We start from the raw sequence: 25,857 nt of genomic DNA, 5'->3' as shown, positions 1-25,857 counted from the left end.
CTTGCCGTTACCGCAACGAGTATCCGGCGAACACCTCGGGGACGTCGGTGGACTTAACTCCCCCTTCCGCGCTCCCGCCCCGCGCCCACGCCGCGTATCCGTCGGGCCGCACCAGGAGCGCGGTGCGCCGGTCGCTCGCCCAGTGGGCGACCCGGACGCCGCCCAGCTTGTCCGGTGCCCCCTGGGGCAGGATCAGGACGAACTCGCCCGCGCGCAGGGCCTCGTAGAGCCGGGTGCCGCCCTGGAGCGCGATGTCGGGGATGCGCCTGCCGACGAGCGGGTGGGCGCCCCTGGGGGTCGGGTAGCGGAAGCCGATGCCGGTGATCTGGCCGACGGCGCGGGTGCGCGCGGGGCGGGCGTGGGTCACGGCGGCGGCGAGGGCCGAGCGGGCCGCGAGCGTCCAGGGGCGCTTGGCCATCGCCAGGCGGACCAGGCCGCCGCTGCTGCGCAGCACGGCCTTGCCGACGGGGTGGCGTTCCGCCTCGTACGTGTCGAGGAGTTCCTCGGTCGCCCGGCCGCTCGCCACCGCCGCCAGTTTCCAGCCGAGGTTCGCCGCGTCCTGCATGCCGGTGTTCATGCCCTGGCCGCCCGCCGGGGTGTGCACATGGGCGGCGTCCCCGGCCAGCAGCACCCGGCCCACGCGGTACTTCGGCGCCTGGCGTTCGTCGCTGTGGAAGCGGGACATCCAGCGCGCGTCGTGCATGCCGTAGTCCTGGCCGAGGGCGAGCCGGGCGGTCTCCTTGATCTCGTCGAGGTCGAGCGGGGCGTCGTCGGACACGTCGTGCGCGCGGTTCCAGGCGATCACCCGGTAGTAGCCGTCGCCGAACGGGGCGATGAAGGCGAAGGCGTCGCCGACCGTGTTCACGGTCAGTACGTTGTCGGGCTGCTCGCCAAGTCGCACGTCGGCGAGGACGACCGAGCGGATGACGGACTTGCCGGGGAACGGCAGCCCCACCGCGGTCCGCACCGCGCTGCGCATGCCGTCGGTGCCGACGACGTACGCCGCCCGCAGGTCCTTCGACTCCCCCTGCGCGCGTACGTGGAGTGTGACGCCGTCCGCGTCCTGCGTCAGGCCCGTCATCTCCGTCTCGTACGAGAACGTGACCCCGGCGTCGACGGCCCGCCGCTCCAGGAGCCGCTCGACCTCGTACTGCGGGACGACGAGGAGGTGGTTGAAGCGCGAAGGCAGTTCGCCGAGTTCGAGGAAGAGACTGCCGAACAGGCGCAGCCGCTGAAGCTGTTGGCCCTTCGTCTCCAACTCGTCGGCGAGACCCCGCGCGTCGAGTTGCTCCAGCGTGCGGGCGTGTACGGCGAAGGCGCGGGAGAGGTTGCTGATCTGGTGGGGGCGGCGCTCGACGAGGGTGACGGGTACGCCCGCGGCGGCGAGGTCCCCCGCGAGCAGCAGGCCGGTCGGGCCCGCGCCGACCACGATCACTGAGCCGGTGGTGCGCGATGAGCCGGTGGTGTCCATGAGGCCTCCAGAAGCGGTGACGCCCGGATCGACCCGCCCATCCTGCCCGCACAGACGCGTCGAGGGCACCCGCCGCGACCGAACGCGGCGGGTGCCCTCGACGGGGAAACCGTGGGGAAGCGGGGCCTCAGCCCTGCTTCGGCTGCTTGCGGGACTTGTCGCCCAGCGTGACCAGACCGGCGATCACCAGGAACAGGACGATCGGCGTCACCACGTAGAGTCCGAGCGTCTCGATCACGCTCAGGCCGGTACCCGGGTCGTCGCCGTCGTCGCGCGTGAGCGCGAGCGCGGGGGACGACATCAGCAGCATCATCAGCGTCGTACCGGAGGCCAGGGCGCCGGCGCGCAGGGCGTTCTTCTTGTCCACGAGCCCAACGTAGCGAACGCCTAAACGGGCCGCGCGTCCGGGGGGCCTGTAAGGGGCACTTCGGTGCCCGCGCGCGCCTCCGTGAACACGCCGAGCAGGCCGTGCGCGCGGGGCGATTCGGCCAGTTCCTCCAGGGTGACGGGCCGGCCCTCGGCGTCGGCGACGGGCAGCCGCCAGTTCGGGTACTCGGCCCAGGTGCCGGGCAGGTTCTGCGGGCGCCGGTCGCCCACCAGGTCGGGCAGCCACACGCCGGTCATCCGGGCCGGCGTCCTCAGCAGGAACCGGTGGACCGCGCGCACCGCCTCCTCCTCGTCGTGCGTCCCGGGCGCGAGCAGGCCCATCCGGGCGAACAGGGCGAGCCACTCCGCGACTTCCGCCGCCGCCTCGGCCGCGCTCGCCGTCGACAGGCCGAGCCGCTCGCGCAGCCGTACGTCGTCGCCGCTCAACCGGGCGGCGGTGGACGGCAGGTCGTGGGTGGTGGCGGTGGCGACGCAGTCCGCGCGCCACGCCTCGGCGGGGATCGGCCGCCCGTCGCCCTCGGGCCCGTAGGCACGCTCGAACCACAGCACGGACGTGCCGAGCACCCCGCGCGCGTGCAGCGTCTCGCGCACGCCCGGCTCGACGGTGCCGAGGTCCTCCCCGATGACGTACGTGCCCGAGCGCGACGCCTCCAGGAGCAGCACGGCGAGCATGGCCTCGGCGTCGTAGTGGACGTAGGTGCCCTCGGTCGGGGGTTCGCCCTCGGGGATCCACCAGAGCCGGAACAGGCCCATCACGTGGTCGATGCGGATGGCGCCCGCGTGCCGCATCAGATTGCGGAGCAGGTCGCGGAAGGCGGCGTAGCCGGTCTCCGCGAGGCGGTCGGGGCGCCAGGGCGGCAGGCCCCAGTCCTGGCCGCGCGCGTTGAACGCGTCCGGGGGCGCGCCCACGCTCATGCCCTGCGCGAAGATGTCGCGCTGCGCCCACGCGTCGGCGCCGCCGGGATGCACGCCGACGGCGAGGTCGTGGACGAGTCCGATCGGCATGCCCGCCTCGCGCGCCGCACGCTGGGCCGCGTCGAGCTGCCCCTCGGTGAGCCAGGCGAGCCGGGAGTGGAAGTCGACGCGGTGCATCAGCTCGCGGCGGGCGTGGCCGGTCTCCGGCGAGCGCGGGTCCTGGAGGGCGGCGGGCCAGGTGTGCCAGTCGGGGCCGTGCACCTCGGCGAGGGCGCAGTACGTGGCGTGGTCGTTCAGCGCGGCGCCCTGCGCGGCGAGGTAGTCCCAGTAGGAGGCGCGGCGGCCGGGGGTGAGCGGCACCTCGTGGATCGTTTCGAGCGCCGTCCGCTTCAGCGCCCACACCGCGTCCCGGTCGATCGGCTCGCCCTTGGCGAGCACCGCCTCGCGCAGCCGGGCGGCCTCCCTGGCGTGCTGAGGGACGTACGCGTACTCGGGGATGTCCTCGATCCGCAGGTGGACGGGGTCGGGGAAGCGGCGTGAGGAGGGGCGGTACGGGGACGGGTCCGTCGGCTCGGCGGGGTCGGTGCCGCCGGCGGGGACCGCCGCGTGCAGCGGGTTGACCTGGAGGAATCCGGTGCCGTGGGTGCGGGCCGACCAGGACGCCAGGTCGGCCAGGTCCGCGAGGTCGCCCATGCCCCAGGAGCGGGTGGAGAGCAGCGAGTAGAGCTGGACCAGCAGGCCGTGGGTGCGTGGCGGCGGGCCCGGGGCCTGCGCGGGGGCGGCGATCAGATGGGCCTCGGCGACGCGCCCGTCCGGCGTGCTGACGCGCAGCCGGTGCGCGCCGGGTGGCGTCGCGGTGGCCGGGTCCCAGGGGTCGAAGCGGTCCCCGTCCTCCGGCCGCAGCCGCAGCTCGGCCCCTGCGGGCAGGCCGGCCGCCCATCGCGGGACGCTTCCGTCGGCCCACACCACCACGGTCGGCGGCAGCAGCCGCTCGGGCGTCTCGGCCGGGTCCGCGGTGACATCCGCGCCGAGCGCCACGAGGGCCGCCGTCACCGCCGCGTCCGAGGCGTGGACGGTGCGGCCCGGCGCCGGGGAGTAGGACGTGGCCACTCCGTGCAGGGCGGCGAGCCGGGCCAGGGTCATCGGCCGTCAGCCGGCGGCGAGACCGCTCGGGCAGCCCGCGGCGAGGCCGTTCGGAGTGGGCTCGGAGGTGAGCGGCGCCTCGTCGTTCATGGGCGGCTCGGAAGTCAGGGGGGCGTAGTCCGCGAAGGCGGGCTCGCTGGTGAGGGGCGCTTCGAAGGAACAGGTGCTGGTGACATCGGCGTCGTCGAGCATGCTGAGGTCCGCCTGTTTGGAGAGGGCCGAGAGCAGGAGCTGTGCTGATGCGGCCACGGGGGCCTCCTTCGTCGTAAGGCGTCGGGAGTCGAAAGCCCTACCCAGAAGGCGCGGGCGCAGACCTTTTCCACGGGACAACGTGTTCCTTGCCACATTGTGTACGACGAAAGGAACTTGCCCATAGAGGCGGGGAAACCGAAAAAACTCCCGTCCGACCAGGCAACTCGTCGGTAGGGCCGGTTCCCGCCCATCGACGGCTTCCTCCCTTCTATCCTTGTCCCTCTTGAGCCAGGTTCGAACCACCGAGGAGTACGCCGTGCAGCTCCGGCGCAGGAAGAGGGCGGCCGCCCTCGCGGTCGCCGTCATCGCCGGGACGCTGGGCGGGGCCACGGGGGCCGTCGCCGCCCCCCCGACGCCCGGGACGTCCACGGGCGACCTGAAGCCGGACGCGAAGCTGCCCGCGGTGTGGCCGCGGCCGCAGTCCCTCAAGGCGTCGGATTCCGCCGACGACGCGAGCGGGATCACGGTCCCGGACGAGGTGACGCTCGTGGTGCCGCCGGGCTCCGACACGTACGCCGTGGACGCGCTGTGCGCGGCGCTCAAGGGCGCGGGCGCGCGGGACATCCGGCAGGTCGGCGCGGAGGGCGACGTGCCCCGCGACGCGCGGCTGGTGGTGCGGCTCGGCACCGAGTCCCCGCAGAGCCGGGCCGGGGCGGGCGGCTACCGGCCCGACTCCCGCAAGGGCAAGGCGAGTCCGCTCGACGCGACACTGCGCGGCCTGGGCGCCGGCGCCCGCGGCGATCTGCCGTCCGGCGGCTACCGGCTCGCCGTGGGCCGCGCGGCGGGGACGCCGACCGTCGCGATCGAGGGCGTCGGCGACGACGGCCTGTTCCACGCGGCGCAGACGTTCCGGCAGTTGATCGACGGGCGGACCGTCGCCGGAGTCGTCGTACGGGACTGGCCGGGCACGGTGGTACGCGGTCTGACCGAGGGTTTCTACGGCACGCCGTGGACGACTGAGCAGCGCCTGGAGCAGCTCGACTTCATGGGCCGCACCAAGCAGAACCGCTACCTGTACGCGCCGGGCGACGACCTGTACCGCCAGGCCCGCTGGCGCGAGACGTACCCGGCCGCCCAGCGCGCCGACTTCCGCAGGCTCGCCGAGCGGGCCCGCGCCAACCACGTGACGCTCGGCTGGGCGGTGGCTCCGGGCCAGGCGATGTGCATGTCGTCGCCGGACGACATCAAGGCGCTCACCCGCAAGCTCGACGCGATGTGGGCGCTCGGGGTGCGGGCCTTCCAGCTCCAGTTCCAGGACGTGTCGTACAGCGAGTGGCACTGCGAGTCGGACGCGCGGGAGTTCGGCTCCGGGCCGGATTCCGCGGCGAAGGCGCAGGCGAAGGTCGCGAACGCGGTGGCGAAGCACATGGCGGCCCGCCACCCCGGCGCAGAGCCGCTGTCCCTGATGCCGACCGAGTACTACCAGGACGGGAAGACGGAGTACCGCACGGCGCTCGCCGACAGCCTGGACGACTCGGTACAGGTCGCCTGGACGGGCGTCGGCGTGGTGCCGCGCACGATCACCGGCGGTGAACTGGCGGGCGTGCAGGGCGCGTTCGGCGGCGGGCACAAGCTGCTCACGATGGACAACTACCCGGTCAACGACTACGCGCAGGACCGCATCTTCCTCGGCCCGTACATGGGCCGCGAGCCGGCCGTGGCCTCCGGTTCGGCAGCCGTCCTCGCCACGGCGATGGAGCAGCCCGCGGCGTCCCGCATCCCGCTGTTCACGACCGCGGACTACGCCTGGAACCCGCGCGACTACCGGGCGCAGGAGTCCTGGAAGGCCGCGATCGACGACCTGGCGGACGGCGACAAGGAGACCGAGGAAGCCTTGCGCGCCCTCGCGGGCAACGACGCGTCGTCGGTGCTCGGCGCGGACGAGTCGGCGTATCTGAAGCCGCTGGTCTCGGCGTTCTGGAAGGCGCGCACGACGACGGACGCGGACGCCACCAAGAAGGCGGCGGCGCCCCTGCGCGACGCCTTCGCGCAAATGCGCCACACGCCCTCGGCCCTCGACGACACGGATCTGGACTCCGAAGTCCGCCCCTGGGCCGACAAGTTGGGCCGCTACGGGCAGGCGGGCGAGGCCGCGGTCGACATGCTGGAGGCGGCGAGCCGCGACGACAAGGCGGCGGCGTGGAAGGCGGCCCGCCGGCTGTCCGCCCTCCGCGGGGACCTGGCCAAGTCGAACGTCACGGTCGGCAAGGGCGTCCTCGCCCCGTTCCTGGAGCGGGCCGAGAAGGAGTTCGCCTCCTGGTCGGGCACGGACCGCGCGGACGCGTCGAAGGGCGCTAAGGCCGAACTCCCCCGCCCCCGCGCCCTGTCCACGGTCACGGTCCTCGCCGACCCGGACACCTCGGGCTCGGTCGAGGCGCACGTCCCGGGCGAGGGCTGGAAGCGGATCGGCGCGCTCACGGCCGGCGGCTTCACGGAACTGAAGGCGCACAACACCCGCGCGGACGCGGTACGCGTCTCGGGCGCATCGCCCGACGCGGTGGCCCACGTGGTCCCCTGGTACGCGGACGCCCCCGCGGCCTCCGTGTCGCTGGCCCGCACGGAGACGGACGCGGAGATCGGCGGCGCCCCCCAGCGGCTGACGGCCCACCTGACGGCCCAGCGCCCGGGCGACGTGCGCGACCGCCTCACGGCGAAGGCCCCGCACGGCATCAAGGTCGACCTCCCGGACCGGCCCGAACTCCCGCGCGGCACCAAGGTCGACGTGCCGGTCGAGGTGACGGTCCCGCCGAACACCCCGGCGGGCACGTACGAGATCGGATTGCGCTTCGGCGACGAGACCCGCACCTTCTCGGTCCGCGCCTACCCCCGCACGGCCGGCCCCGACCTGGCCCGCTCCGGCAAGGCCACCTCCTCGGCGGACGAGACCCCGGACTTCCCGGCGAAGGCCGCCAACGACGGGAAGACGTCGACCCGTTGGTCCTCCCCCGCGAAGGACGGCGAATGGTGGCAGGTGGAACTCGCCGACCGGGTACGCCTCGGCCTGGTCACCCTCCACTGGCAGGACGCCTACGCCAAGCACTACCGCATCCAGACCTCCACCGACGGCCGCACCTGGCGCACGACGGCAACGGTCCGCGACGGCCAGGGCGGCCACGAGTCGGTCCGGATGGACGCGAAGGACGTACGGTTCGTGCGGGTCGTGGGGGACAAGAGGGCGACGCGGTACGGGGTTTCGTTGTGGAGCGTGGGGGCGTACGGGGTGGCCACGGACCAGCGGGACTGAGCCTTTCGGCGTAACGCCAAGCGGAATGGGGTCTACGACTTCGCCCGGTCCGCGCATCACTATGTACTCGATACATATACGCCGTACATACTGACGTCATGAGCACCCGTCACATCCTGTTGGGGTTGCTCGCGGACGGTCCACGCCACGGCTACGACCTCAAGCGACGGCACGACGAACGCTTCCCGCAGGCCCGCCCCCTCGCCTACGCGCAGGTCTACACGACCCTGCAACGGCTGGTCCGCGACGGCCTGGTGGAGGTCGACAGCACCGACTCCGACGGCGGACCCGAGCGCACGCTGTACCGGTCGACATCCCAGGGAAGCCGTGAACTTCTCGGCTGGGCCGGGGAGATCACCCCGCCCGCGCCGCACGTCGCCAACGAGATCTTCGCCAAGGTCGTCGTATCCATCCTGGTCGCCGACCAGGGCGCGGACCCCGCTGCCCACCTGCGGGACCAGCGGGCAGCGCACATGGCCCGGATGCGCGAACTCACCGCCGTGAAGAGCGAACCGGGCGCCGACCTGACCACCGTCCTCTCGGCCGACTACGCACTCGTCCACCTCGACGCCGACCTGCGCTGGATGACCACCACCGCGGCCCGGCTCGCCCACTTGACCGCGGAGGTCACCGCAGCATGAGCACACTCCTGAGCGCCCAAGGGCTCACGAAGTCCTATGGCAGGACCCCCGCGCTGCGCGGCGCCGAGGTCGACGTCCGCCCTGGGGAGATCCTCGCCGTGACGGGCGCGAGCGGCAGCGGCAAGTCGACGCTGCTGCACTGCCTGGCCGGCATCGTGCGCCCCGACCAGGGATCGGTGACGTACGACGGCGAGCGGCTCGACCGGCTCGATGAGGAGCGGCTCAGCGAACTGCGCCGCACCAAGTTGGGGATCGTCTTCCAATTCGGCCAACTCATACCGGAGTTGAACGCGCTCGACAACGTCGCCCTGCCGCTGCTGCTGTCGGGGCTGCCGCGCGCGGCGGCGCGGGCGGAGGCGGACGCGTGGCTCGAACGGTTCGGGGTGCGCGGCCAACGCGACGCGCGACTCGGCGAGATGAGCGGCGGGCAGAGCCAACGGGTCGCGCTGGCACGGGCGTTGGTGACCGGACCTGAGATCGTCTTCGCGGACGAGCCGACCGGCGCCCTCGACTCCCTCGCCACCGAACAGGTCCTCATGTCGCTGGTCCACGCGACCCGCGAGACACACACGGCCGTGGTCCTGGTGACGCACGAGGCGCAGGTGGCGGCCTACGCGGACCGGGAGGTGTGCCTGCACGACGGGGTGGTGCAGGAGACCTCCGTGCCCACGGCGGCGGTGACCCGGTGAGCGTCTCGTCCGATCTGCGTCTCGCCTGGCTGCTGACCCGCGGCGCGGACCGCATGGAGAGGCGCAGGGCGGCGCTCACGGCGCTCGGCGCGGCCGTGGCGACCGGGTTCGCGTGCGCGGCCGTAGCACTCGCGAGCGTGCGGGGCCAGGTCTGGTTCCCGTACGGGAACGGTCTGCTGGACCAGCCGGGCACGCGGGGCGGCGTCGCCGCCGGGCTGCTGCTGCTCCTCGTCCCGGTGCTCGGCTTCCTCGGGCAGTGCGCCCGGATCGGCGCGGTCCACCGCGACCGGCGGCTCGCGGGACTGCGGCTGACCGGGGCAGGCCCGAAGCAGGTGCGACGGCTCGCGGCCCTGGAGGCCGGGCTCGCCTGCCTGGCGGGATCGCTCATCGGGTTCGCGGCGTTCGCGGCGGCCGTGCTGGGCCTGGGCCGGGCGGCCGGCGTCCTCGCGTGGCTGGGCTCCGTCGTCGTGGTGTGCGCGATGCCGGTGCTCGGAGTTCTGGTGAGCGCGGTGGCGCTGCGCCGGGTCATCGCCTCGCCGCTGGGGCACGTGCGGCGGGAGCGGGCGGGGCGGGGGCCGGGGCTCGTCCGCGGGCTGCTGCTGCCCGTCCTCCTCGTCGTGCTCGGCGCCGCGCTGGTCCTGGTCCGCGGCAGCTCCGGCACGCACGCGTCCCTGCCGCTGGTCGTCGTCGGCGCCGTCGTGCTGAGCGGGGCAGGCGCCATCTGGGTCGCGGGCACGTCCGCCCGGCTCGTCGGACGGCGGCTCGCCCCACGCACCGAACGCCCCGCCGTACTGCTCGCCGCGCACCGGCTCCAGGAGGACGCGTGGTCGGCGGCCCGCAGCCACGCCGCCGTCATCCTGGTCACCGTCGTCGGCGTAGGCCTGGCCGGGATCCGGGAGACCCTGCTCGGCCAGGTGGCGGCGAACGCGGCCGAGTCCGGCGAGCCGCAGGACGTCGGTTACTACACGTACGGCCTGAACCTCACCGCCACCGCCGTCCTGATCGCCCTGCTGATCAGCCTGTCGGCGCTCGCCGTGGGCACCGGCGAGTCGCTGTCCTCGCGCCGCCAGGCGCTCGCCGCGCAGGCCGCGGCCGGGGTGCCGCGCCGGACCCTGACGCGGTCGCTGCTCCTGGAGACGGGGCTGCCGCTGGCCCCGGCCCTCGTCCTCGCGACCGTCGGCGGTACGGCGATCCACGCGGCGTACGCCCTGCTCGCCCGGCAGTCCGTCCCCTGGGCGCTGCCGCTGCTGGTCCCGGTGGGCGTCTACGCGTCCTGCCTGCTGGCCACGGCCCTGGCCCTGCCGCTGCTGCGCCGCTCGACCCACCCGTCACAACTCAGGGCGGCCTGACGGCTCCTGATACACGGACGGGGGCGCCGGAGACGAATCTCCCGCGCCCCCGCCCTCGTAGGACGGACTGCTACTTCGACAGGTTCGACGGTGCTATCGGGGAGGCCGCGAGGGACTGTGGTGAGGTCGTCGACGCGTAGGCCGACGGGGCCGAGACGCCGGCTGTCGGGTCGGCCGCGGTCTCGGCGTCGGCCTGGGCCGGGACGCCGCCGACGATGCGGATGCCCGCGTCGTCGAAGGCGCGCTTGATGCGCCAGCGCAGTTCGCGGGAGATGGTCAGGGACTTGCCGGGCATGGTCTTGGCGGAGACGCCGACCACCATGGAGTCGAGCAGCACGCTGTCCAGGCCGAGCACCTCGACCGGGCCCCACAGCATCTCGTTCCACGGCTCGGACTTGCTCATCTCCTCGGCGACCTCGGTCAGCGTGGCCTTGACCTTGTCGAGGTCCTCGTCGGCGCGCACCGTGACGTCGACGGCCGCGGTCGACCAGCCCTGGGAGAGGTTGCCGATCCGCTTGACCTCACCGTTGCGCACGTACCAGATCTCGCCCTCGGCGCCGCGCAGCTTCGTCACGCGCAGGCCGACCTCGATGACCTCGCCGGAGGCGACGCCGGCGTCGATCGTGTCCCCGACGCCGTACTGGTCCTCAAGGATCATGAAGACGCCGGAGAGGAAGTCGGTGACCAGGTTGCGGGCGCCGAAACCGATCGCCACACCGGCCACACCGGCGGAGGCGAGCAGCGGCGCGAGGTTGATCTTGAACGCGCCGAGCACCATCAGGGCCGCGGTGCCCAGGATCACGAACGAGGCCACGGAACGCAGCACGCTGCCGATGGCCTCCGAACGCTGGCGGCGCCGCTCGGTGTTGACGAGGAGGCCGCCGAGCGCGGTGGTGGCGCCGGATTCGCCGCGGCGGTTCATCCGGGCGACGAACTTCGTGATGGCCCGGCGTATCACCGCGCGCAGCACGAAGGCGATGACGACGATCAGCAGAATCCGCAGGCCCACGCTCAGCCAGGTCGACCAGTTCTGCTCGACCCAGCCGGCGGCCTGCCCGGCCTGCTCCTGGGCGTCCTTGAGTGTGGGTTTCTCGGGGTCGGACGAGACATCGCTCGCCCCCGTGGCCGACAGGACGGACAAGATCACGGCAGGTACCTCCAGGCGTAGCCATCTGCCCGCCTCGGGACACGCTCGGGGACAGGAGCGGGCAGATCCACCACACTAACGGGGCATTGTGTGTGGATCGTCGTCACGTTAAGGGGAGAGACAGTGCTCACCTTGTGCCGCGCAGGTCTGCACCGGGCCGGCGCCGGGAATGACGGACGTGTGGTCGAAAACACTCCCAGCCCGTTACGTGGACATGGTGGCGCCACGACCAGCCGTGAGGGGAGACTGGCTAGGAGATCGTCCCGGCGCGAGCCACGCGCCGCCGGCGTACAAGGAGGCATCCGTGCCGCATGTCCTGGTCCTCAACGCGTCGTACGAGCCCCTCGGCGTCGTACCGCTCCGCCGCGCGCTCGTACTCGTCCTCGAGAACAAGGCCACGTGCCTCGAGGAGTCCGGCGCCTTCATGCACAGCGCAACACGTACTGTCGCCGCTCCCAGCGTCGTCCGGCTCAAGCGGTTCATCCGGGTTCCCTACCGGGGGCCCGTTCCTCTGACCCGACGCGCACTGTTCGCCCGTGACGGCGGCCGGTGCATGTACTGCGGTGGCGTCGCAACCAGCGTCGACCACGTGATCCCGCGCAGTCGCGGGGGTCAGCACGCCTGGGAGAACGTGGTGGCGTCGTGCCGCCGCTGCAATCACACGAAGGCCGACCGCCACCTGGTGGAGATCGGCTGGCGCCTGCGCCACAAACCGGCTCCGCCGTCGGGCCTGGCCTGGCGGATCATCGGGACCGGACATAGGGATCCGCGCTGGCTGCCGTATTTGCAGCCGTTCGGCGCGGACGAGGCCCTGGCCCGGATCGAAGGCATTTCAGCCTGACTTCGATCCGGGTCTTTGTTGTCCTACGCGGTTGCCCGCTCGCTCCGAGGGGCCGTGCACGCGAAAGTGCGCGGCCCCTTCCCTATTGACCACGCCCGCACCCACGCCTTACGTTCCTCGCACCCCGATAGGAAACTTTCCTAACAGTGCGACACGGTACGAGGAGGCGGGTCCCGCGATGGCTGTCACCCCAGGCACCTCTGGCATCCCCGGCACCCCCAGCGTCCTGCGCGCCATGAACGACCGCGCCGCGCTCGAACTGCTCGTCGCCCACGGCCCGCTCACCCGCACCCGGATCGGCGAGCTGACCGGCCTCTCCAAGCCGACGACCTCACAGCTGCTCGGCCGCCTCGAAACCGCCGGGCTCGTACGGACCACCGGCAGCCAGACCGGCCGCCCGGGCCCCAACGCCCTGCTGTACGAGATCGATCCCGGCGCCGCGCACGTCGCCGCCCTCTCCGCCGACCCCACCGGCATCACCGCCGTCGTCGCCGACATCACCGGCGCCGAGCGCGGACACCGCCGCATCGAGGCCGAGGCCGTCAGCGAGGACGTGCGGCACCGCACCGCCCAGCTCGTCGCCGAGGCCACCGAAGGGGCGCTGCGCCAGGCGGGGCTCGGGCACGGCGACCTGACCGCCACCGTCATCGGCACCCCCGGCGCCATCGACCCGCACACCGGACAGCTCCGCTACGCCCCGCACCTGCCGGGCTGGCACTCCCGCACACTGCGCGACGACCTCGCCAAGGTGCTCGGCACCCCCGTCTCGATCGAGAACGACGTCAACCTCGCCGCGATCGCCGAGCAGTACGAGGGCGCCGCGCAGGACCACGACGACTTCGTGCTCGCCTACGTCGACGAGGGCGTCGGCGCCGCGATCGTGCTCGGCGGGACTCTGCTGCGCGGGGCGACCGGCGGCGCGGGCGAGATCGGCTACATGCCGCTGCCGGGGGCTCCCCTGGCGCGCGGCGGGTCCGGCGCCGTGGCCCGCCCGGACGGGGGCGGCGGGTTGCAGAGCCTTGTCGCCGCCGCGGCGGTCCGCGAACTCGCCGGTGGCGTCAAGGACTTGGGCGAGGCGATGAGCGACGACCGGGTCCTCGACGAGGTCGCCCGGCGGCTCGCCACCGGGCTCGCCGCCGTCGTCGCCGTCGTCGACCCCGAACTCGTCGTCCTGTCCGGCCACGTCGCCCGGGCCGGCGGCGACGCCCTGCGCGACCGCGTCGAGGAACAGCTCACCGGACTCGCCCTGCCCCGCCCCCAGTTGCGCATCAGCGACCTGACCGGCGACCCCATCCTCACCGGCGCCCTGCGCACCGCCCTCACCCAGGCCCGCGACTCCGTCTTCGACACCAGCACCCCCGCGTGACCCCTCCCTCGCGATAGACCCCAACTCCCGTACACGTAAAGGACGTTCGCCATGCCGCGATGGCGCATACCCCTGCGCGCGCCCGTAGGGCTCGCCGCGGCCGGACTGCTGCTCGCCGGCTGCGCCAATCCGAGTACCGGCAGCGCCGCCGACGACCCGACCAAGCCCGTGACGCTGAAGTTCTGGCACGGCTGGTCGGCGCCCGGCGAGGTGAAGGCGATCAACGACTCGATCGCCCGCTTCGAGAAGCTGCACCCGAACATCAAGGTCAAGGCCACTGGCAACGTCTCGGACGCCACCACCAATCAGGCCCTGCGGGCCGGTGGCGACGAGGCCCCCGACGTCGTCTCCTCCTTCCCCACCAACAACGTCGGCCAGTACTGCGACTCCGGCATGTGGGTCGACCTCGACCCGTTCATGAAGAAGACCGGGCTCGACAAGGGGAAGGTCTTTCCCAAGTCGCTTCTCGACTACACGAGTTATCGCGGCAATCAGTGCGCCCTGCCGCTCCTCGCGGACGCCTTCGGCATGTACTACAACAAGGACGCCTTCAAGGAGGCGGGCATCGAGCGGCCGCCGCGAACCATGTCCGAGTTCATCGCCGACTCGAAGAAACTCACCGTCAAGGACGGGGCCTCGTCGTACAAGCGCGTCGGGTTCATGCCGAACTTCCGGCTTTATCAGAACAGTCCCGACCGGCTGTTCGCCCAGTGGGGTCCCAAGTACTTCGACAAGAAGGGGAATTCGCGGCTCGCCGAGGAACCCGCGTCGTACGAATTCTTCAAGACCGTCAAGAAGCTCAGGGACGCGCAGGGCGGGTACAAGGCGCTGGAGAGGTTCCGGACGTCGTTCGGCGACGAGATGTCGAACCAGAATGCCTTTCTGGACGGAAAGCTCGCCATGCACATGGACGGCGAGTGGCGCGGGCTCATGCTGAACGACGCGAAGGCCAAGTTCGACTGGGGCGTCGCGCCGCTGCCCGTCCCCGACGACCAGGCGGAGACGTACGGACGCGGCTATCTGACCGGCACCGTCACCGGCATCGCGCACAGCAGCAAGCACCAGAACGCGGCCTGGGAACTCGTGCGGTTCCTCACCGCCGACACCGATCAGGTCGTCAGGTTCGCCAACGCCATTCACAACGTGCCGTCCACGTTCCCCGCGCTCAAGTCACCGAAGCTGGACGCCGATCCGACGTTCCGCACCTTCCTCGGTATCGCGAAGAACAAGTACAGCCAGGTGATGCCGACCTCCACGAACGGCGGCATGTACATCACGCAGTTGCAGGACTTCAGCTACGGCGAGGAGGCCGGCGAGGTCCATGACCTGAAGGGCGGCCTGCGGCGCCTCGACAAACTCATCGACGCCGACACCCTGCAGTCGCAGAACTGAGGAACGGGACATTCTCGTATGGCACTCACCCTTTCCAGGCCTGCCCGCCGCAGACTGCGCACCGTGGGCTTTCTCTCCCCCTGGCTGATCGGATTCAGCGCCTTCTTCGCCTATCCGCTGCTCGCCACCGTCTATTTCTCGTTCATGCACTACAACCAGATCAAGGCGCCCACCTTCGTGGGCCTGCGGAACTGGGTGTACGTGTTCCGGGACATGCCGCTGTTCGGGCCCGCGCTGTGGAACACGGTGTGGCTCGTGGTGGTGATGGTGGCGCTGCGCGTGGTGTTCGGGCTCTCGCTCGGGCTGCTCGTCACCAAGATCAAGAGCGGTGTCGGATTCTTCCGGACCGCCTTCTATCTGCCGTATCTCGCGCCGCCGGTCGCCGCGACCGTCGCCTTCGTCTTCCTCCTCAACCCCGGCTCGGGACCGGTCAACGAGATCCTCGCGAAGTTCGGCATCGACGGGCCCAACTGGTTCAACGACCCGTCCTGGGCGAAGCCCTCGCTCGTCCTGCTCTCGCTGTGGGGCATCGGCGACCTCATGGTCATCTTCATGGCCGCATTGCTCGACGTACCGAAGGAGCAGTACGAGGCGGCCGAGCTGGACGGCGCGGGACCCTTCAGCAAGTTCCGCTACGTGACGTGGCCCTCGATCACCCCGATCGTCATGTTCGCGGTGGTGACGGGCGTCGTGCAGACCATGCAGTACTACACGCAGGCCCTCGTCGCCGGAAAGATCGCGTCCGGCGTCTCGATCGGCCCCGGCACCGTCATCCAGCCGGGATATCCCGACCACTCGACGCTCACCGTCCCGCAGCTCGTCTACTCGATGGGCTTCCAGAACTTCAACACCGGCGCGGCGTGCGTGCTCTCGCTCGTCCTGTTCGCCATTGCCATGGCCGTGACCTCGCTGCTCATGCGCAAGCGCTCGGGTCTGCTCGCGGCGGAGGACTGATCGACATGACCGCTACCACGACCACCTCGTCCCTGAGGCCGGGTCCCGTCGTCACCGCCGGGCCCGCCCCCGAGCGCGGTCCCGCCGCGCGCCGCGCCCGCCGGCAGCGGGTCCTGCACTGGATCGCCGTGCACAGCATCGCGATCGCGGTCGCGCTGCTCTTCGTCCTCCCCTTCGTGTTCGTCTTCCTGACGTCCGTGATGAGCGACGGGCAGGCGATGAGCGGCGACCTGTGGCCGGACTCCTGGCACTGGGAGAACTACACGGCCGTCCTCCAGACGGACGGCTTCCTCGACTGGTGGAAGAACTCGCTGCTCTACGCCGGTCTCGGCACCCTGTTCACGGTGTGCTCGGCGATACCCGTCGCGTACGCGCTCGCCAAGTTCCGCTTCCGCGGGCGGCGCACGGCGATGCTCCTGGTCATCTCGACGATGATGCTGCCGCCGCAGGTCATCGTGATCCCCATGTACCTGGTGTGGGCACAGCAGTTCCACCTCTCCGGGACGCTGTGGCCGCTGATCATCCCGATGGCGTTCGGCGACGCGTACTCGATCTTCCTGCTCCGTCAGTTCCTGCTGACGATCCCGAAGGAGTACATCGAGTCGGCGAAGGTCGACGGCTGCGGGGAGCTCAGGACCCTGCTGAAGATCGTCGTGCCGATGGCCAAGCCGGGCATCGCGGCCGTCGCCCTCTTCCAGTTCTTCTACTGCTGGAACGACTATTTCGGGCCCCAGATCTACGCGGCCCAGAACCCGGCTTCCTGGACACTGAGTTACGGCCTCGAGTCGTTCAAGTCCGCGCACAGCGTCAACTGGAACCTGACGATGGCGGCCACACTTCTGGTGATGGCGCCGGTCTGTCTCGTCTTCTTCTTCGCACAGAAGGCCTTCGTCGAAGGCGTCACCCTCACCGGAGTAAAGGGCTAGGAACTGTTCATGAAGCTCGCAGTGGTCGGCGGAGGCTCGACCTACACACCCGAACTCATCGACGGATTCGCTCGGTTGAGGGACACGCTGCCGATCGAGGAGCTCGTGCTCGTCGACCCGGCCGCGGACCGCCTGGAACTCGTCGGCGGCCTCGCCCGCCGCATCTTCGCCAAGCAGGGCCACCCGGGCGTCATACGTACGACGTCCGACGTGGACGCGGGCGTGGCCGACGCCGACGCCGTGCTGCTGCAACTGCGCGTCGGCGGGCAGGCCGCACGCAACCAGGACGAGACGTGGCCGCTCGACTGCGGCTGCGTCGGACAGGAGACGACCGGCGCGGGAGGGCTCGCGAAGGCGATGCGCACCGTGCCCGTCGTCCTCGACATCGCCGAGCGCGTGCGCCGCGCCAACCCGGACGCCTGGATCATCGACTTCACCAACCCGGTGGGCATCGTCACGCGCGCGTTGCTCCAGGCCGGGCACAAGGCCGTCGGCCTGTGCAACGTGGCGATCGGCTTCCAGCGGAAGTTCGCGCGGCTCCTGGACGTGGCGCCGCAGGAGGTGCACCTGGACCACGTCGGCCTCAACCACCTGACGTGGGAGCTGGGGGTCCGGCTCGGCGGCCCGGGCGGCGAGAACCTGCTGCCGCGCCTGCTCGCCGAACACGGTGACGCCGTCGCCGAGGACCTGCACATGCCGCGCGCGGTCGTCGACCGCCTCGGCGTCGTCCCGTCGTACTACCTGCGCTACTACTACCAGCACGACGCGGTCGTACGAGAGCTGCGCACGAAGCCGTCGCGCGCCGCGCAAGTGGCGGAGATGGAACGCGAGTTGCTGAAGATGTACGGCGACCCGACGCTCGACGAGAAGCCGGAGCTGCTCGCCAAGCGGGGCGGCGCGTTCTACAGCGAGGCCGCGGTCGACCTGGCCGCGTCGCTGCTCGGCGGCGGAGGTTCCCCGCACCAGGTGGTGAACACGTACAACAACGGCACGCTCCCCTTCCTCCCCGACGACGCCGTCATCGAGGTGCAGGCGACGGTCGACGCGAAGGGCGCGAAGCCCCTGCCCGTCGGGAAGCTCGACCCGCTGTACGCGGGGCTGATCGCCAACGTCACCGCCTACGAGGACCTGGCCCTGGAGGCGGCCCTCAAGGGCGGCAGGGACCGCGTCTTCAACGCGCTCCTGTCGCACCCGCTGATCGGTCAGATCGAGTACGCCGAGCAGCTCACGGACCAGCTGATCGCGCACAACCGGGAGCACCTCGCGTGGGCATGACCGTCCTCGCCATCGACGCGGGGAACAGCAAGACCGACGTCGCGGTGGTCGCGGCCGACGGCACCGTCGTCGGCGCGGCCCGCGGCGGCGGGTTCCAGCCCCACCGGGCGGACGTGGAGCCGGCCGTGGACGTCCTGGCGGAAGCGGTCGGCCGGGCGTTCGCGCAGGCGGGAGTCGGCGCGGTCGACTACGTGTCGGCGTGCCTCGCCAACGCCGATCTTCCGGTGGAGGAACGGGAGTTGGCTCGGGCGATCCGGGCGCGCGCCTGGGCGTCGGAGGTCGTCGTCCGCAACGACACGTTCGCCGTGCTGCGCGCCGGTCTCCTGGAGGACGCCGAGCCGCGCGGCGTCGCCGTCGTGTGCGGGGCGGGCGTCAACTGCGCCGGGATGCTGCCCGACGGGCGCACGGCCCGGTTCCCCGCGATCGGCCGGCTCTCCGGCGACTGGGGCGGCGGTGGCGGCCTCGCGGAGGAGGCGATCTGGTTCGCCGCGCGCGCGGAGGACGGCCGCGGCGACCCGACGGCCCTGATGCGCGCGCTGCCCGCCCACTTCGGCCTCCGCTCCATGTACGCGCTGATCGAGGCGCTCCACCTGGGCCACATCCCGGCGGCCCGCCGCCACGAACTCACCCCGGTCCTCTTCGCCGTGGCGGCGGACGGCGACCCGGTGGCCCGCTCCCTGGTCGAGCGGATGGCCGACGAGGTGGTGGCGATGGCGACGGTCGCGCTGCGCCGCCTCGACCTGCTCACGGAGGAGGTCCCGGTCCTCCTCGGCGGCAGCGTCCTGGCCGCCCAACACCCCCAACTCAACGACCGCGTAACCACTTTGCTCTCCACCCGGGCACCCCGCGCGACCCCCCGGGTGGTGACGGAACCCCCGGTACTCGGAGCGGCCCTCCTGGGCCTGGACGCGGTGGGAGCACCACCCGAGATCCACGCGCGCGTACGCACGCATTACCGATCGAGTCCTGCCAGAGCACGATCAAGCCCCTGCGGCGATTGATCAGCGGGGCAGGGGGCAGAGCCCCCATCTTTTCCAGCCCCGCCGGCGATTGAGGCGCGGGGTCCGGGGCGGCGCCCCGCGACCGCAACCCCGGCACCGCGCACACAAAAAGGGAACCGAACCCCCGCCCCCCACGTGTTCCAGAGCGGAGCGCTTCCGCACAAGATCCAGGGAATGCCTGTGCGGATGTCAGTCGCGGGAGCGATACTTGCGACCGACGTACGACCATGGGGGAGGGTCGAAGTGACATACCCGTCGAACGGGAGCGTGGCGCCGCCGGAGCGTCCCGCCGCCGCGCCGTCGATTCCGGGCGTGCCACCGCAGGCGCAGCGCGGCGGCGGGCCGCCCGACGCGCCCGCGCCCCGGCGCCGTACCGCCTGGGCGGAGGGTGTGGACCGGCTGAAGGCGGGGGCCACGACCGAGCCGGGCCGGCTGCGCATCATCGGGGCCGTACTCGCGCTGCTCGTCGTGGCGTTCGGCGCGACGACGGCCTGGCAGATGACGGACCGCTCGGCGGCCGCGGACGACGTGCTGCACTCCAGCCAGCCGCTGAGCGCGGACGCGGCCGACATCTACCGCTCGCTCGCCGACGCCAACACGGCGGCGTCCAGCGGCTTCCTGGCGGGGGGCCAGGAACCGGCGGCGGCGCGCGACCGGTACGAGCGGGACATCAGGAACGCCGCGGACAAGCTGGTGACGGCGGCGACCAGCACGGACCCCGGCACCCGGTCGGCGCGGAAGATCGCGGAGCTGAACAAGCTGCTGCCGCAGTACAAGGGCCTCATCGAGCGGGCCCGGGCCAACAACCGGCAGGGCTTCCCGCTGGGCGGCGCCTATCTGCGGTACGCGAACCAGAAGATGCAGACGGAGATGCTCCCGGCCGCCGAGGATCTCTACAAGACGGAGAACCAGCGGCTGCGGGACGACTACGACTCGGCGACGCCCTACCCGTGGATCGCCATCACCCTCGGCGTTCTCGCCCTCGGGGGCCTCGCCTGGGCGCAGCGGCGCAACTACCGTCGTACGAACCGGGTGTTCAACCAGGGGCTGCTCGCCGCCACCGCGGCGTCGACCGTGGTGCTGCTGTGGCTCGTCGTCGGTCACACCGTCGCGCGCAGCGGGCTCAGTTCGTCCTACGACCATGGCGTACGGTCCTTGAACGTGTTGCACGACGCGAGCATCGCGTCCCTGAAGGCGCGGGGCAGCGAGAATCTGACGCTGGTCAGCCGTGGCGCGGAGACGGTGTCCGTGAAGGGCGTGTCCAAGGACAAGTACGACGTCGACTTCCAGCGGGAGATGACCGCGCTCGCCGGCAAGCTGAACGCCGCGTACGCGCTGGCCGACGGCGAAGGCGACACCGCGGGGCGCACGCCCGTGACCAAGGCGAACGACAGCATGAAGGAATGGCGCAAGCGCCACCAGGACGCGCGGGAGCAGGACGACTCCGGCAACTACCAGGGCGCGCTCGACAAGATCATCGGTTCGAAGAAGGACAAGCCGACAGGTGAATGCTTCGATCTGGTGGACAAGAATCTGGACACGGCGCTCGTTCACGAGCAGCGTCAGTTCAGCGCCGACGCGGGCGGCGGGCGTAACGCGATGAGCGGACTGCCCGTGGGCGCCGCGGTGTTGGCGGTACTGGCCGCGGCCGGCGCGGTGTTCGGCATCGGACGCAGGCTTTCGGAGTACCGGTGAGAGGGGGTGCAGCGATGTACGAGCGAAGGACGGGGCGCAAGGTGACTCTGCGCGGCTGGGGTGGCGTGGCCACCATGGCGGTGGCCTGTGCCCTGACCGCCGTGTTCGCGCTGCTGCTCCCGCTGACCCAGCAGCAGCGCCCCTCGGACAGCGGTGCGACGAGCTACTCGTCCGGTGGCATCGCCGACGGCCGGCAGGCCAAGGCGGACGGCTGCGATCCCTCGGTGAAGGGCAAGGAGCCGGAGCGCAGCCTCTCCCCTTCGAGCAGCGAGAGCGGCAGCGCGGTGCGCGCCATCAAGGACCGCGGTTATCTCTCCGTGGGCGTCGACCAGAACAGCTACCGCTGGGGCTACCGCGATCCCAACAGCACCGCGAAGAAAAGCGAGTTGGAGGGCTTTGACATCGATCTCGCGCACGAGATCGCGGGCGAGATCCTCGACGACCGGAACGCGGTCCGCTTCCACGCCATCCCCACCAACGAGCGGATTCCCGCGATCCAGCGCGGCGACGTCGACATGGTGGTCCGCACGATGACCATCAGCTGCGAGCGCCTCAAGGACGTCGCGTTCTCCACCGCGTACTTCCAGACCGGCCAGCAGGTGCTCGCCCCGAAGACCTCGGACATCAAGGGCTACGGGGCCTCCCTCGCGGGCAAGCGGATCTGCACGGCGACCGGTTCGACGGCCGCGCAGTCGCTTGAGGACGGCAAGAAGAAGCCGGTGGCCGAGGGCGGCCTCCCGCAGAGCACCGACATCAACACGACGGTGCCGAACCAGCTGGACTGCCTGGTGCGGCTGCAACTCGGCGAGGTCGACGCGGTGGTCACCGACGGCGCGCTCGCGGCGAGCCAGGCCGCGCAGGACCCGACGGTGGAGCTCAAGGGCAAGCCCTACACGAAGGAGTTCTACGGCGTCGCCATGAAGAAGGGCGCCGACGACCTGGTGCGCAGGGTCAACCAGGTGCTGGTGGACTACCGCAAGTCGAACGGCTGGCAGAAGTCGTACGACCGCTGGCTGAAGCCGGACCTCGGCTCGTCCTCGGGGCCGCCCGCACCGAAGTACGAGTAGCGCCCGGCGGGACACGCGGCCCGGCACGACAGGGACTTGACGAAGATTCGGGAAAGCGAGAGGTGATCGATGGGCGTCGCGGGACCCGCCGGCCCAGTGATGGACCGGGACGAGGTGGACCGTGCCCTGGCCCGGCTCGGCGCGGAGCACGAAGCGATCGAGTCGTCCCTGCTCGCCCTCCAGGACCACGCGGGGCGCAGACTCCTGGAGGGCGCCCGGCTGACCGGGACGACGCAGGAGCGCTGGGCCTCGGCCGACCAGGAGATCACGCTGCTGTGGGCGTACTTCGACGCGTACGCGGGCGCGCTGCGCACGGCGCGGGAGATCCGCTCGCGGCGCCGGCTGCCCAGCCGCGGCGACCTGGCGGAGCTGACGGAGCTGCTGCGCGGCGAGTCCGTCACCATGGCGCCGGGCCCGGGCGCGGGCGGCACCTCGCCCTCGATCACGGGGCCCGCGAAGCTGTCCGAGCAGTTCACGCTCGCGGCGCTCGTCGACCGGATGAACGCGCTGTACGCGTCGTCCCTCGACATGGTGGTGGCAGCCGACGCGGTGTGGTCGGCGCTGCCCGCCCGCATCGACATGCTCGCCGCCGAGCTGGCCCGCACCCGGCAGCTCGCGCACTCCGTGGGGGTGCGTCCCGGTGAGCATCCGGCGGGCGACGACCTGGAGCGGATCACCGGCTCGCTGACCCGGCTGCGCGAGGAAGTGGTCTCGGACCCGCTCGCGTACTGGCAGAAGGCCGCGGGGAGTTCGGCTCCCGGCGGCGGCCGCCCCGACACCACGGCGTACGACCGTGCGGCCCTCGCCCTGGAGGACGTGCGGCGCGAGATCGAGGCCGTGCTCGGCGTGCGGCAGGACGCGGAGGTGCGGCTCGGCCGGCTGCGGGACGTGCTGTCGCGCGCGGACCGCACGCTCGCCGAGGCGAGGTCGGCGCGCGGCGAGGTGCTCGCGAAGATCGCCGGGTCGGACGTGCCGGCGGTGTCCGGTCCGCCGACGGTGCTCCAGGAGCAGTTGGCGATGGCCGCCGAGTACCGCAGGCACGCCCAGTGGAGCCGGCTCTCGCCGCTCCTGGAGTCGCTCGAGTCGAAGGCGGAGGACGAACTACTGCGGGCTCGTGCGGAGTTGACGGCGGTGACGGCTCCACTGGCGGTCCGCGCGGAGCTGCGCGGGCGGCTCGACGCGTACAAGGCGAAGGTGGCCAGGCTCGGTTTCGCGGAGGATCCGTTCCTGGTGGAGCGGTACGACGCGGCGCGGCGCATGCTGTGGAGCGCGCCCTGCAATCTGCGCGCCGCGGAGGCGGCGGTGCTGCGGTATCAACGGGCGGCGGCGGACGCGCTGTCCGCGCCCGCCGACAGATCGGCCAGGGGGGAGTCGTGAGCGTGGCGCCACAGAAGTGCGGCAGAGCGGGTTGCACGGGCACGTACGAAGACATGGGCGGGGAGCTGTACTGCGACACGTGCGGCCTGAAACCGCGGACGGCCGGCGGTACCTACGGAGGCAGCGCCCCGACCCACCGGCCCGCCGCGCGCCCGCCCGTGCCCGCGCCGGCCGCGGAGTCGTCCTGCCAGCGGCCCGGCTGCGGCGGGTCCTACGAGGACATGGGCGGCGGCGAGCTGTACTGCGACACGTGCGGGCTCGCCCCGGTCGTGTCGTCGACCGGGATGGTGGCGTCGCAGCCGACCGGGATCGCCGCCGGCGGGCAGCGCGGTTCGCAGAGTTCCGGCTCCAGTTCGCGGGCCTCGGCCAGGACGTCGGCGCGCTCCTCGCAGTCCCGCAGGTCGGTCTCGGGCCGGCTCTCCCGCTCCCTCTCGGGGAGTTCGACGTCGCGCTCCGTGTCGGTGCGCAGCTCCGGGGCGGGCGCGAGCGGTTCGGGCCGGGCGCGGCTCGGCGTCGGCCTGGTCAACGTGCCGGACGTGCCGCGGCCCGACCCGCGCGCGATGGTGCAGGAGCACCCCGAGGTCCCCGAGCGGAAGCGGTTCTGTTCGCGGTCCGACTGCGGCGCCCCTGTGGGGCGCTCGCGGGGCGAGCGGCCTGGCCGGACGGAAGGGTTCTGCACCAAGTGCGGCAACCCGTACTCCTTCGTGCCCAAGCTGGCCGCGGGCGACGTCGTGCACGGCCAGTACGAGGTCGTGGGCTGTCTGGCGCACGGCGGCCTCGGCTGGGTCTATCTCGCCGTCGACCGCGCCGTGTCGGACCGCTGGGTGGTCCTCAAGGGCCTGCTCGACACGGGTGACCAGGACGCGATGGCCGCCGCGATCTCGGAGCGCCGCTTCCTCGCGGAGATCGAGCACTCCAACATCGTCCGGATCTACAACTTCGTCGAGCACCTCGACCAGCGCACCGGCTCCCTGGACGGCTACATCGTCATGGAGTACGTGGGCGGCAAGTCCCTCAAGGAGATCGCCAACGAGCGGCGCACCCCCGAGGGCAGGCGCGACCCGCTGCCGGTGGAGCAGGCGTGCGCGTACGGCATCGAGGCGCTTGAGGCGCTCGGCCATCTGCACAGCCGCAATCTCCTCTACTGCGACTTCAAGGTCGACAACGCGATCCAGACCGAGGACCAGCTCAAGCTCATCGACATGGGCGCGGTCCGCAGGATGGACGACGACGAGAGCGCGATCTACGGGACCGTCGGCTTCCAGGCGCCGGAGGTCGCCGAGGTGGGGCCCTCGATCGCCTCGGACCTCTACACCGTGGCCCGTACGCTCGCCCTGCTCACGTTCGACTTCCAGGGCTACACGAACGTGTTCGCGGACTCCCTGCCCGACCCCGACAACATCGAGGTCTTCCGCAAGTACGAGTCGTTCTACCGGCTGTTGGTGCGCGCCACGGACCCGGATCCGGCCCGCCGCTTCGCGTCCGCGCAGGAGATGGCGGAGCAGCTGACGGGCGTCCTGCGCGAGGTCGTCGCGCTCCAGACGAACCGGCCGAGGCCCGCCCTGTCGACGCTGTTCGGGCCCGAGGTGAAGGTCACGGACACGGAGCTGTTCGGCCTGCTCGACGGCGAGGTGTCGCCGCTCGGTGCGCGGGAGACGCCCGTACGCGTACGGAACGGCCGGGGTCCGCGGAAGGCCGCGGCCGCGCTGGCGCCGCCGCCCGCCGCGCCCGCCCTGCCGCCGTCGTCCGCCGAGATCGTCAAGCCGCTTCAGGCGCAGGGCACCGCGCTCGCGCTGCCGGTGCCGCGGGTCGATCCGGGCGATCCGAACGCCGGGTTCCTCGCGGGACTCATCGCCTCGGCCCCCGCCGAGTTGATCGCGGCGCTGCACGCGGCGCCCGCCGACTCCCTCGAACTGCGCCTGCGGGAGCTGCGGGCCCGCCTGGAGATGGGCGAGCTCGACTCGGCGGCGCGCGGCCTGGCGGCCCTGGAGGCCGACCATCCCGACGACTGGCGGGTGGTCTGGTACCGGGGCGTCGCGGCGCTCGCGACGGGCGACCACACGAACGCGGCGCTGTCCTTCGACGCCATATACGACGCGTTCCCCGGCGAGCCCGCGCCGAAGCTGGCGCTCGGCGTGTGCGCGGAGGTCCTCGGCCAGCTCGACAACGCGGCGGAGTACTACCGCCTCGTGTGGTCGACCGACCCGAGCTATGTGAGCGCGGCGTTCGGCCTCGCGCGCGTGCAGCTCGCCGCCGGTGACCGGGGCGGCGCGGTGCGCACCCTGGAGTCGGTGCCCGAGTCGTCGATCCACTACACGGCGGCGCGGGTCGCCGCGGTGCGCTCGCGGCTGCGGGGCCGGACGGCGCAGGGGGCGAACGGGGATCCGTTGCTGCACGATCTGACGGCCGCCGCGGGGCAGGTCGAGGCGCTCGACGCGTTCGGTCTCGACGCGGTGCGCCGCGAGCAGTTGTCCACCGAGGTGCTCGGCACGGCCCTGGACTGGGTACTCTCCGGTAGGCAGGGTTCCGGTCCACCGCAGGACCCCGTGCGCACGGTGGTGCTCGGCAGCGATCTGGACGAGCGCGGCCTCCGCCTCGGTCTTGAGCGCTCGTACCGGACTCTGGCCAGGCTCGCTCAGCGCGGCGAGGAGAGGATCGAACTGGTGGAGCGGGCCAACCGCTACCGCCCCCGGACGTGGGTGTGAGGATGTCGCAGACGCACAAG

The 25,857-nt window shown here is 71.9% G+C and carries 20 protein-coding genes; 15 read left to right on the top strand and 5 right to left on the bottom strand.

The window, feature by feature from the left end:
- Positions 1–7 precede the first annotated feature (7 nt).
- From ACP4E5_RS28925 to ACP4E5_RS28910, 4 genes are all read right to left on the bottom strand, one after another.
- Positions 8–1,471 (bottom strand): FAD-dependent monooxygenase, encoded by a 1,464-nt coding sequence (locus tag ACP4E5_RS28925; RefSeq protein WP_425833672.1) that lies wholly within the window; start codon positions 1,469–1,471, stop codon positions 8–10.
- A 127-nt stretch (positions 1,472–1,598) separates the two neighbouring features.
- Positions 1,599–1,838 carry a hypothetical protein gene (locus ACP4E5_RS28920; RefSeq protein WP_425833670.1) on the bottom strand — a complete coding sequence of 80 codons (240 nt, stop codon included), beginning with the start codon at positions 1,836–1,838 and terminating at the stop codon, positions 1,599–1,601.
- A gap of 20 nt (positions 1,839–1,858) precedes the next feature.
- Positions 1,859–3,916 carry a 4-alpha-glucanotransferase gene (gene malQ, locus ACP4E5_RS28915; protein WP_425833669.1) on the bottom strand — a complete coding sequence of 686 codons (2,058 nt, stop codon included), beginning with the start codon at positions 3,914–3,916 and terminating at the stop codon, positions 1,859–1,861.
- A gap of 6 nt (positions 3,917–3,922) precedes the next feature.
- Entirely contained in the window at positions 3,923–4,165 is a 243-nt protein-coding gene (locus tag ACP4E5_RS28910) for a hypothetical protein (RefSeq protein WP_425833667.1), read from the bottom strand.
- Between the two features lie 259 nt (positions 4,166–4,424).
- Here ACP4E5_RS28910 and ACP4E5_RS28905 point away from each other — a divergent pair, with 259 nt between their 5' ends.
- The 4 genes from ACP4E5_RS28905 (at position 4,425) to ACP4E5_RS28890 (ending at position 10,091) form a co-directional block, all read left to right on the top strand.
- The gene (locus ACP4E5_RS28905) at positions 4,425–7,412 is read left to right on the top strand and encodes a glycoside hydrolase family 84 protein (protein WP_425841734.1); all 2,988 of its coding nucleotides are present in this window, start codon (positions 4,425–4,427) and stop codon (positions 7,410–7,412) included.
- A 98-nt stretch (positions 7,413–7,510) separates the two neighbouring features.
- On the top strand, positions 7,511–8,053 hold the full coding sequence (locus tag ACP4E5_RS28900) for a PadR family transcriptional regulator (RefSeq protein ID WP_425833665.1): 543 nt from the start codon (positions 7,511–7,513) through the stop codon (positions 8,051–8,053).
- Positions 8,050–8,742, top strand: a complete 693-nt coding sequence (locus ACP4E5_RS28895; protein WP_425833663.1) for an ABC transporter ATP-binding protein — start codon at positions 8,050–8,052, stop codon at positions 8,740–8,742. The genes ACP4E5_RS28900 and ACP4E5_RS28895 overlap by 4 nt, the downstream gene beginning before the upstream one ends.
- Positions 8,739–10,091 carry an FtsX-like permease family protein gene (locus ACP4E5_RS28890; protein WP_425833661.1) on the top strand — a complete coding sequence of 451 codons (1,353 nt, stop codon included), beginning with the start codon at positions 8,739–8,741 and terminating at the stop codon, positions 10,089–10,091. Before ACP4E5_RS28895 ends, ACP4E5_RS28890 begins: the two co-directional genes overlap by 4 nt.
- A gap of 70 nt (positions 10,092–10,161) precedes the next feature.
- Here the strand turns inward: ACP4E5_RS28890 and ACP4E5_RS28885 are convergent, their stop codons facing one another.
- The gene (locus ACP4E5_RS28885; RefSeq protein ID WP_425833659.1) at positions 10,162–11,238 is read right to left on the bottom strand and encodes a mechanosensitive ion channel family protein; all 1,077 of its coding nucleotides are present in this window, start codon (positions 11,236–11,238) and stop codon (positions 10,162–10,164) included.
- Positions 11,239–11,542: 304 nt separating this feature from the next.
- Between ACP4E5_RS28885 and ACP4E5_RS28880 the strand changes: the two genes are divergently transcribed.
- From ACP4E5_RS28880 to ACP4E5_RS28830, 11 genes are all read left to right on the top strand, one after another.
- A complete protein-coding gene (locus ACP4E5_RS28880) occupies positions 11,543–12,079 on the top strand; it encodes an HNH endonuclease (protein WP_425833657.1) in 537 nt (178 codons plus the stop codon).
- A 178-nt stretch (positions 12,080–12,257) separates the two neighbouring features.
- Complete coding sequence (locus ACP4E5_RS28875) at positions 12,258–13,445, top strand: ROK family transcriptional regulator (protein ID WP_425833655.1); 1,188 nt, start codon at positions 12,258–12,260, stop codon at positions 13,443–13,445.
- A gap of 51 nt (positions 13,446–13,496) precedes the next feature.
- Positions 13,497–14,837, top strand: coding sequence for an ABC transporter substrate-binding protein (locus tag ACP4E5_RS28870; protein WP_425833653.1), 1,341 nt, complete (start codon positions 13,497–13,499; stop codon positions 14,835–14,837).
- A gap of 18 nt (positions 14,838–14,855) precedes the next feature.
- Entirely contained in the window at positions 14,856–15,791 is a 936-nt protein-coding gene (locus ACP4E5_RS28865; protein ID WP_425833651.1) for a carbohydrate ABC transporter permease, read from the top strand.
- A gap of 5 nt (positions 15,792–15,796) precedes the next feature.
- Positions 15,797–16,717 carry a carbohydrate ABC transporter permease gene (locus tag ACP4E5_RS28860; protein ID WP_425833649.1) on the top strand — a complete coding sequence of 307 codons (921 nt, stop codon included), beginning with the start codon at positions 15,797–15,799 and terminating at the stop codon, positions 16,715–16,717.
- Positions 16,718–16,726: 9 nt separating this feature from the next.
- Positions 16,727–17,992 (top strand): 6-phospho-beta-glucosidase, encoded by a 1,266-nt coding sequence (locus tag ACP4E5_RS28855; RefSeq protein WP_425833647.1) that lies wholly within the window; start codon positions 16,727–16,729, stop codon positions 17,990–17,992.
- Positions 17,989–18,993 (top strand): N-acetylglucosamine kinase, encoded by a 1,005-nt coding sequence (locus ACP4E5_RS28850; protein WP_425841731.1) that lies wholly within the window; start codon positions 17,989–17,991, stop codon positions 18,991–18,993. The genes ACP4E5_RS28855 and ACP4E5_RS28850 overlap by 4 nt, the downstream gene beginning before the upstream one ends.
- A gap of 243 nt (positions 18,994–19,236) precedes the next feature.
- Positions 19,237–20,688: a hypothetical protein gene (locus tag ACP4E5_RS28845; RefSeq protein WP_425833645.1), complete on the top strand. Its 1,452-nt coding sequence runs from the start codon at positions 19,237–19,239 to the stop codon at positions 20,686–20,688.
- A 14-nt stretch (positions 20,689–20,702) separates the two neighbouring features.
- Entirely contained in the window at positions 20,703–21,755 is a 1,053-nt protein-coding gene (locus ACP4E5_RS28840; protein ID WP_425833643.1) for a glutamate ABC transporter substrate-binding protein, read from the top strand.
- A 69-nt stretch (positions 21,756–21,824) separates the two neighbouring features.
- Complete coding sequence (locus ACP4E5_RS28835) at positions 21,825–23,132, top strand: coiled-coil domain-containing protein (protein ID WP_425833641.1); 1,308 nt, start codon at positions 21,825–21,827, stop codon at positions 23,130–23,132.
- Positions 23,129–25,837, top strand: a complete 2,709-nt coding sequence (locus ACP4E5_RS28830) for a serine/threonine-protein kinase (protein WP_425833639.1) — start codon at positions 23,129–23,131, stop codon at positions 25,835–25,837. The genes ACP4E5_RS28835 and ACP4E5_RS28830 overlap by 4 nt, the downstream gene beginning before the upstream one ends.
- Positions 25,838–25,857 lie beyond the last annotated feature (20 nt).

The sequence above is a fragment of the Streptomyces fractus genome (assembly GCF_049844455.1).
GTDB classification, from domain to species: Bacteria; Actinomycetota; Actinomycetes; order Streptomycetales; family Streptomycetaceae; genus Streptomyces; species Streptomyces fractus.
This window is presented reverse-complemented; position numbering and strand designations above follow the sequence as displayed.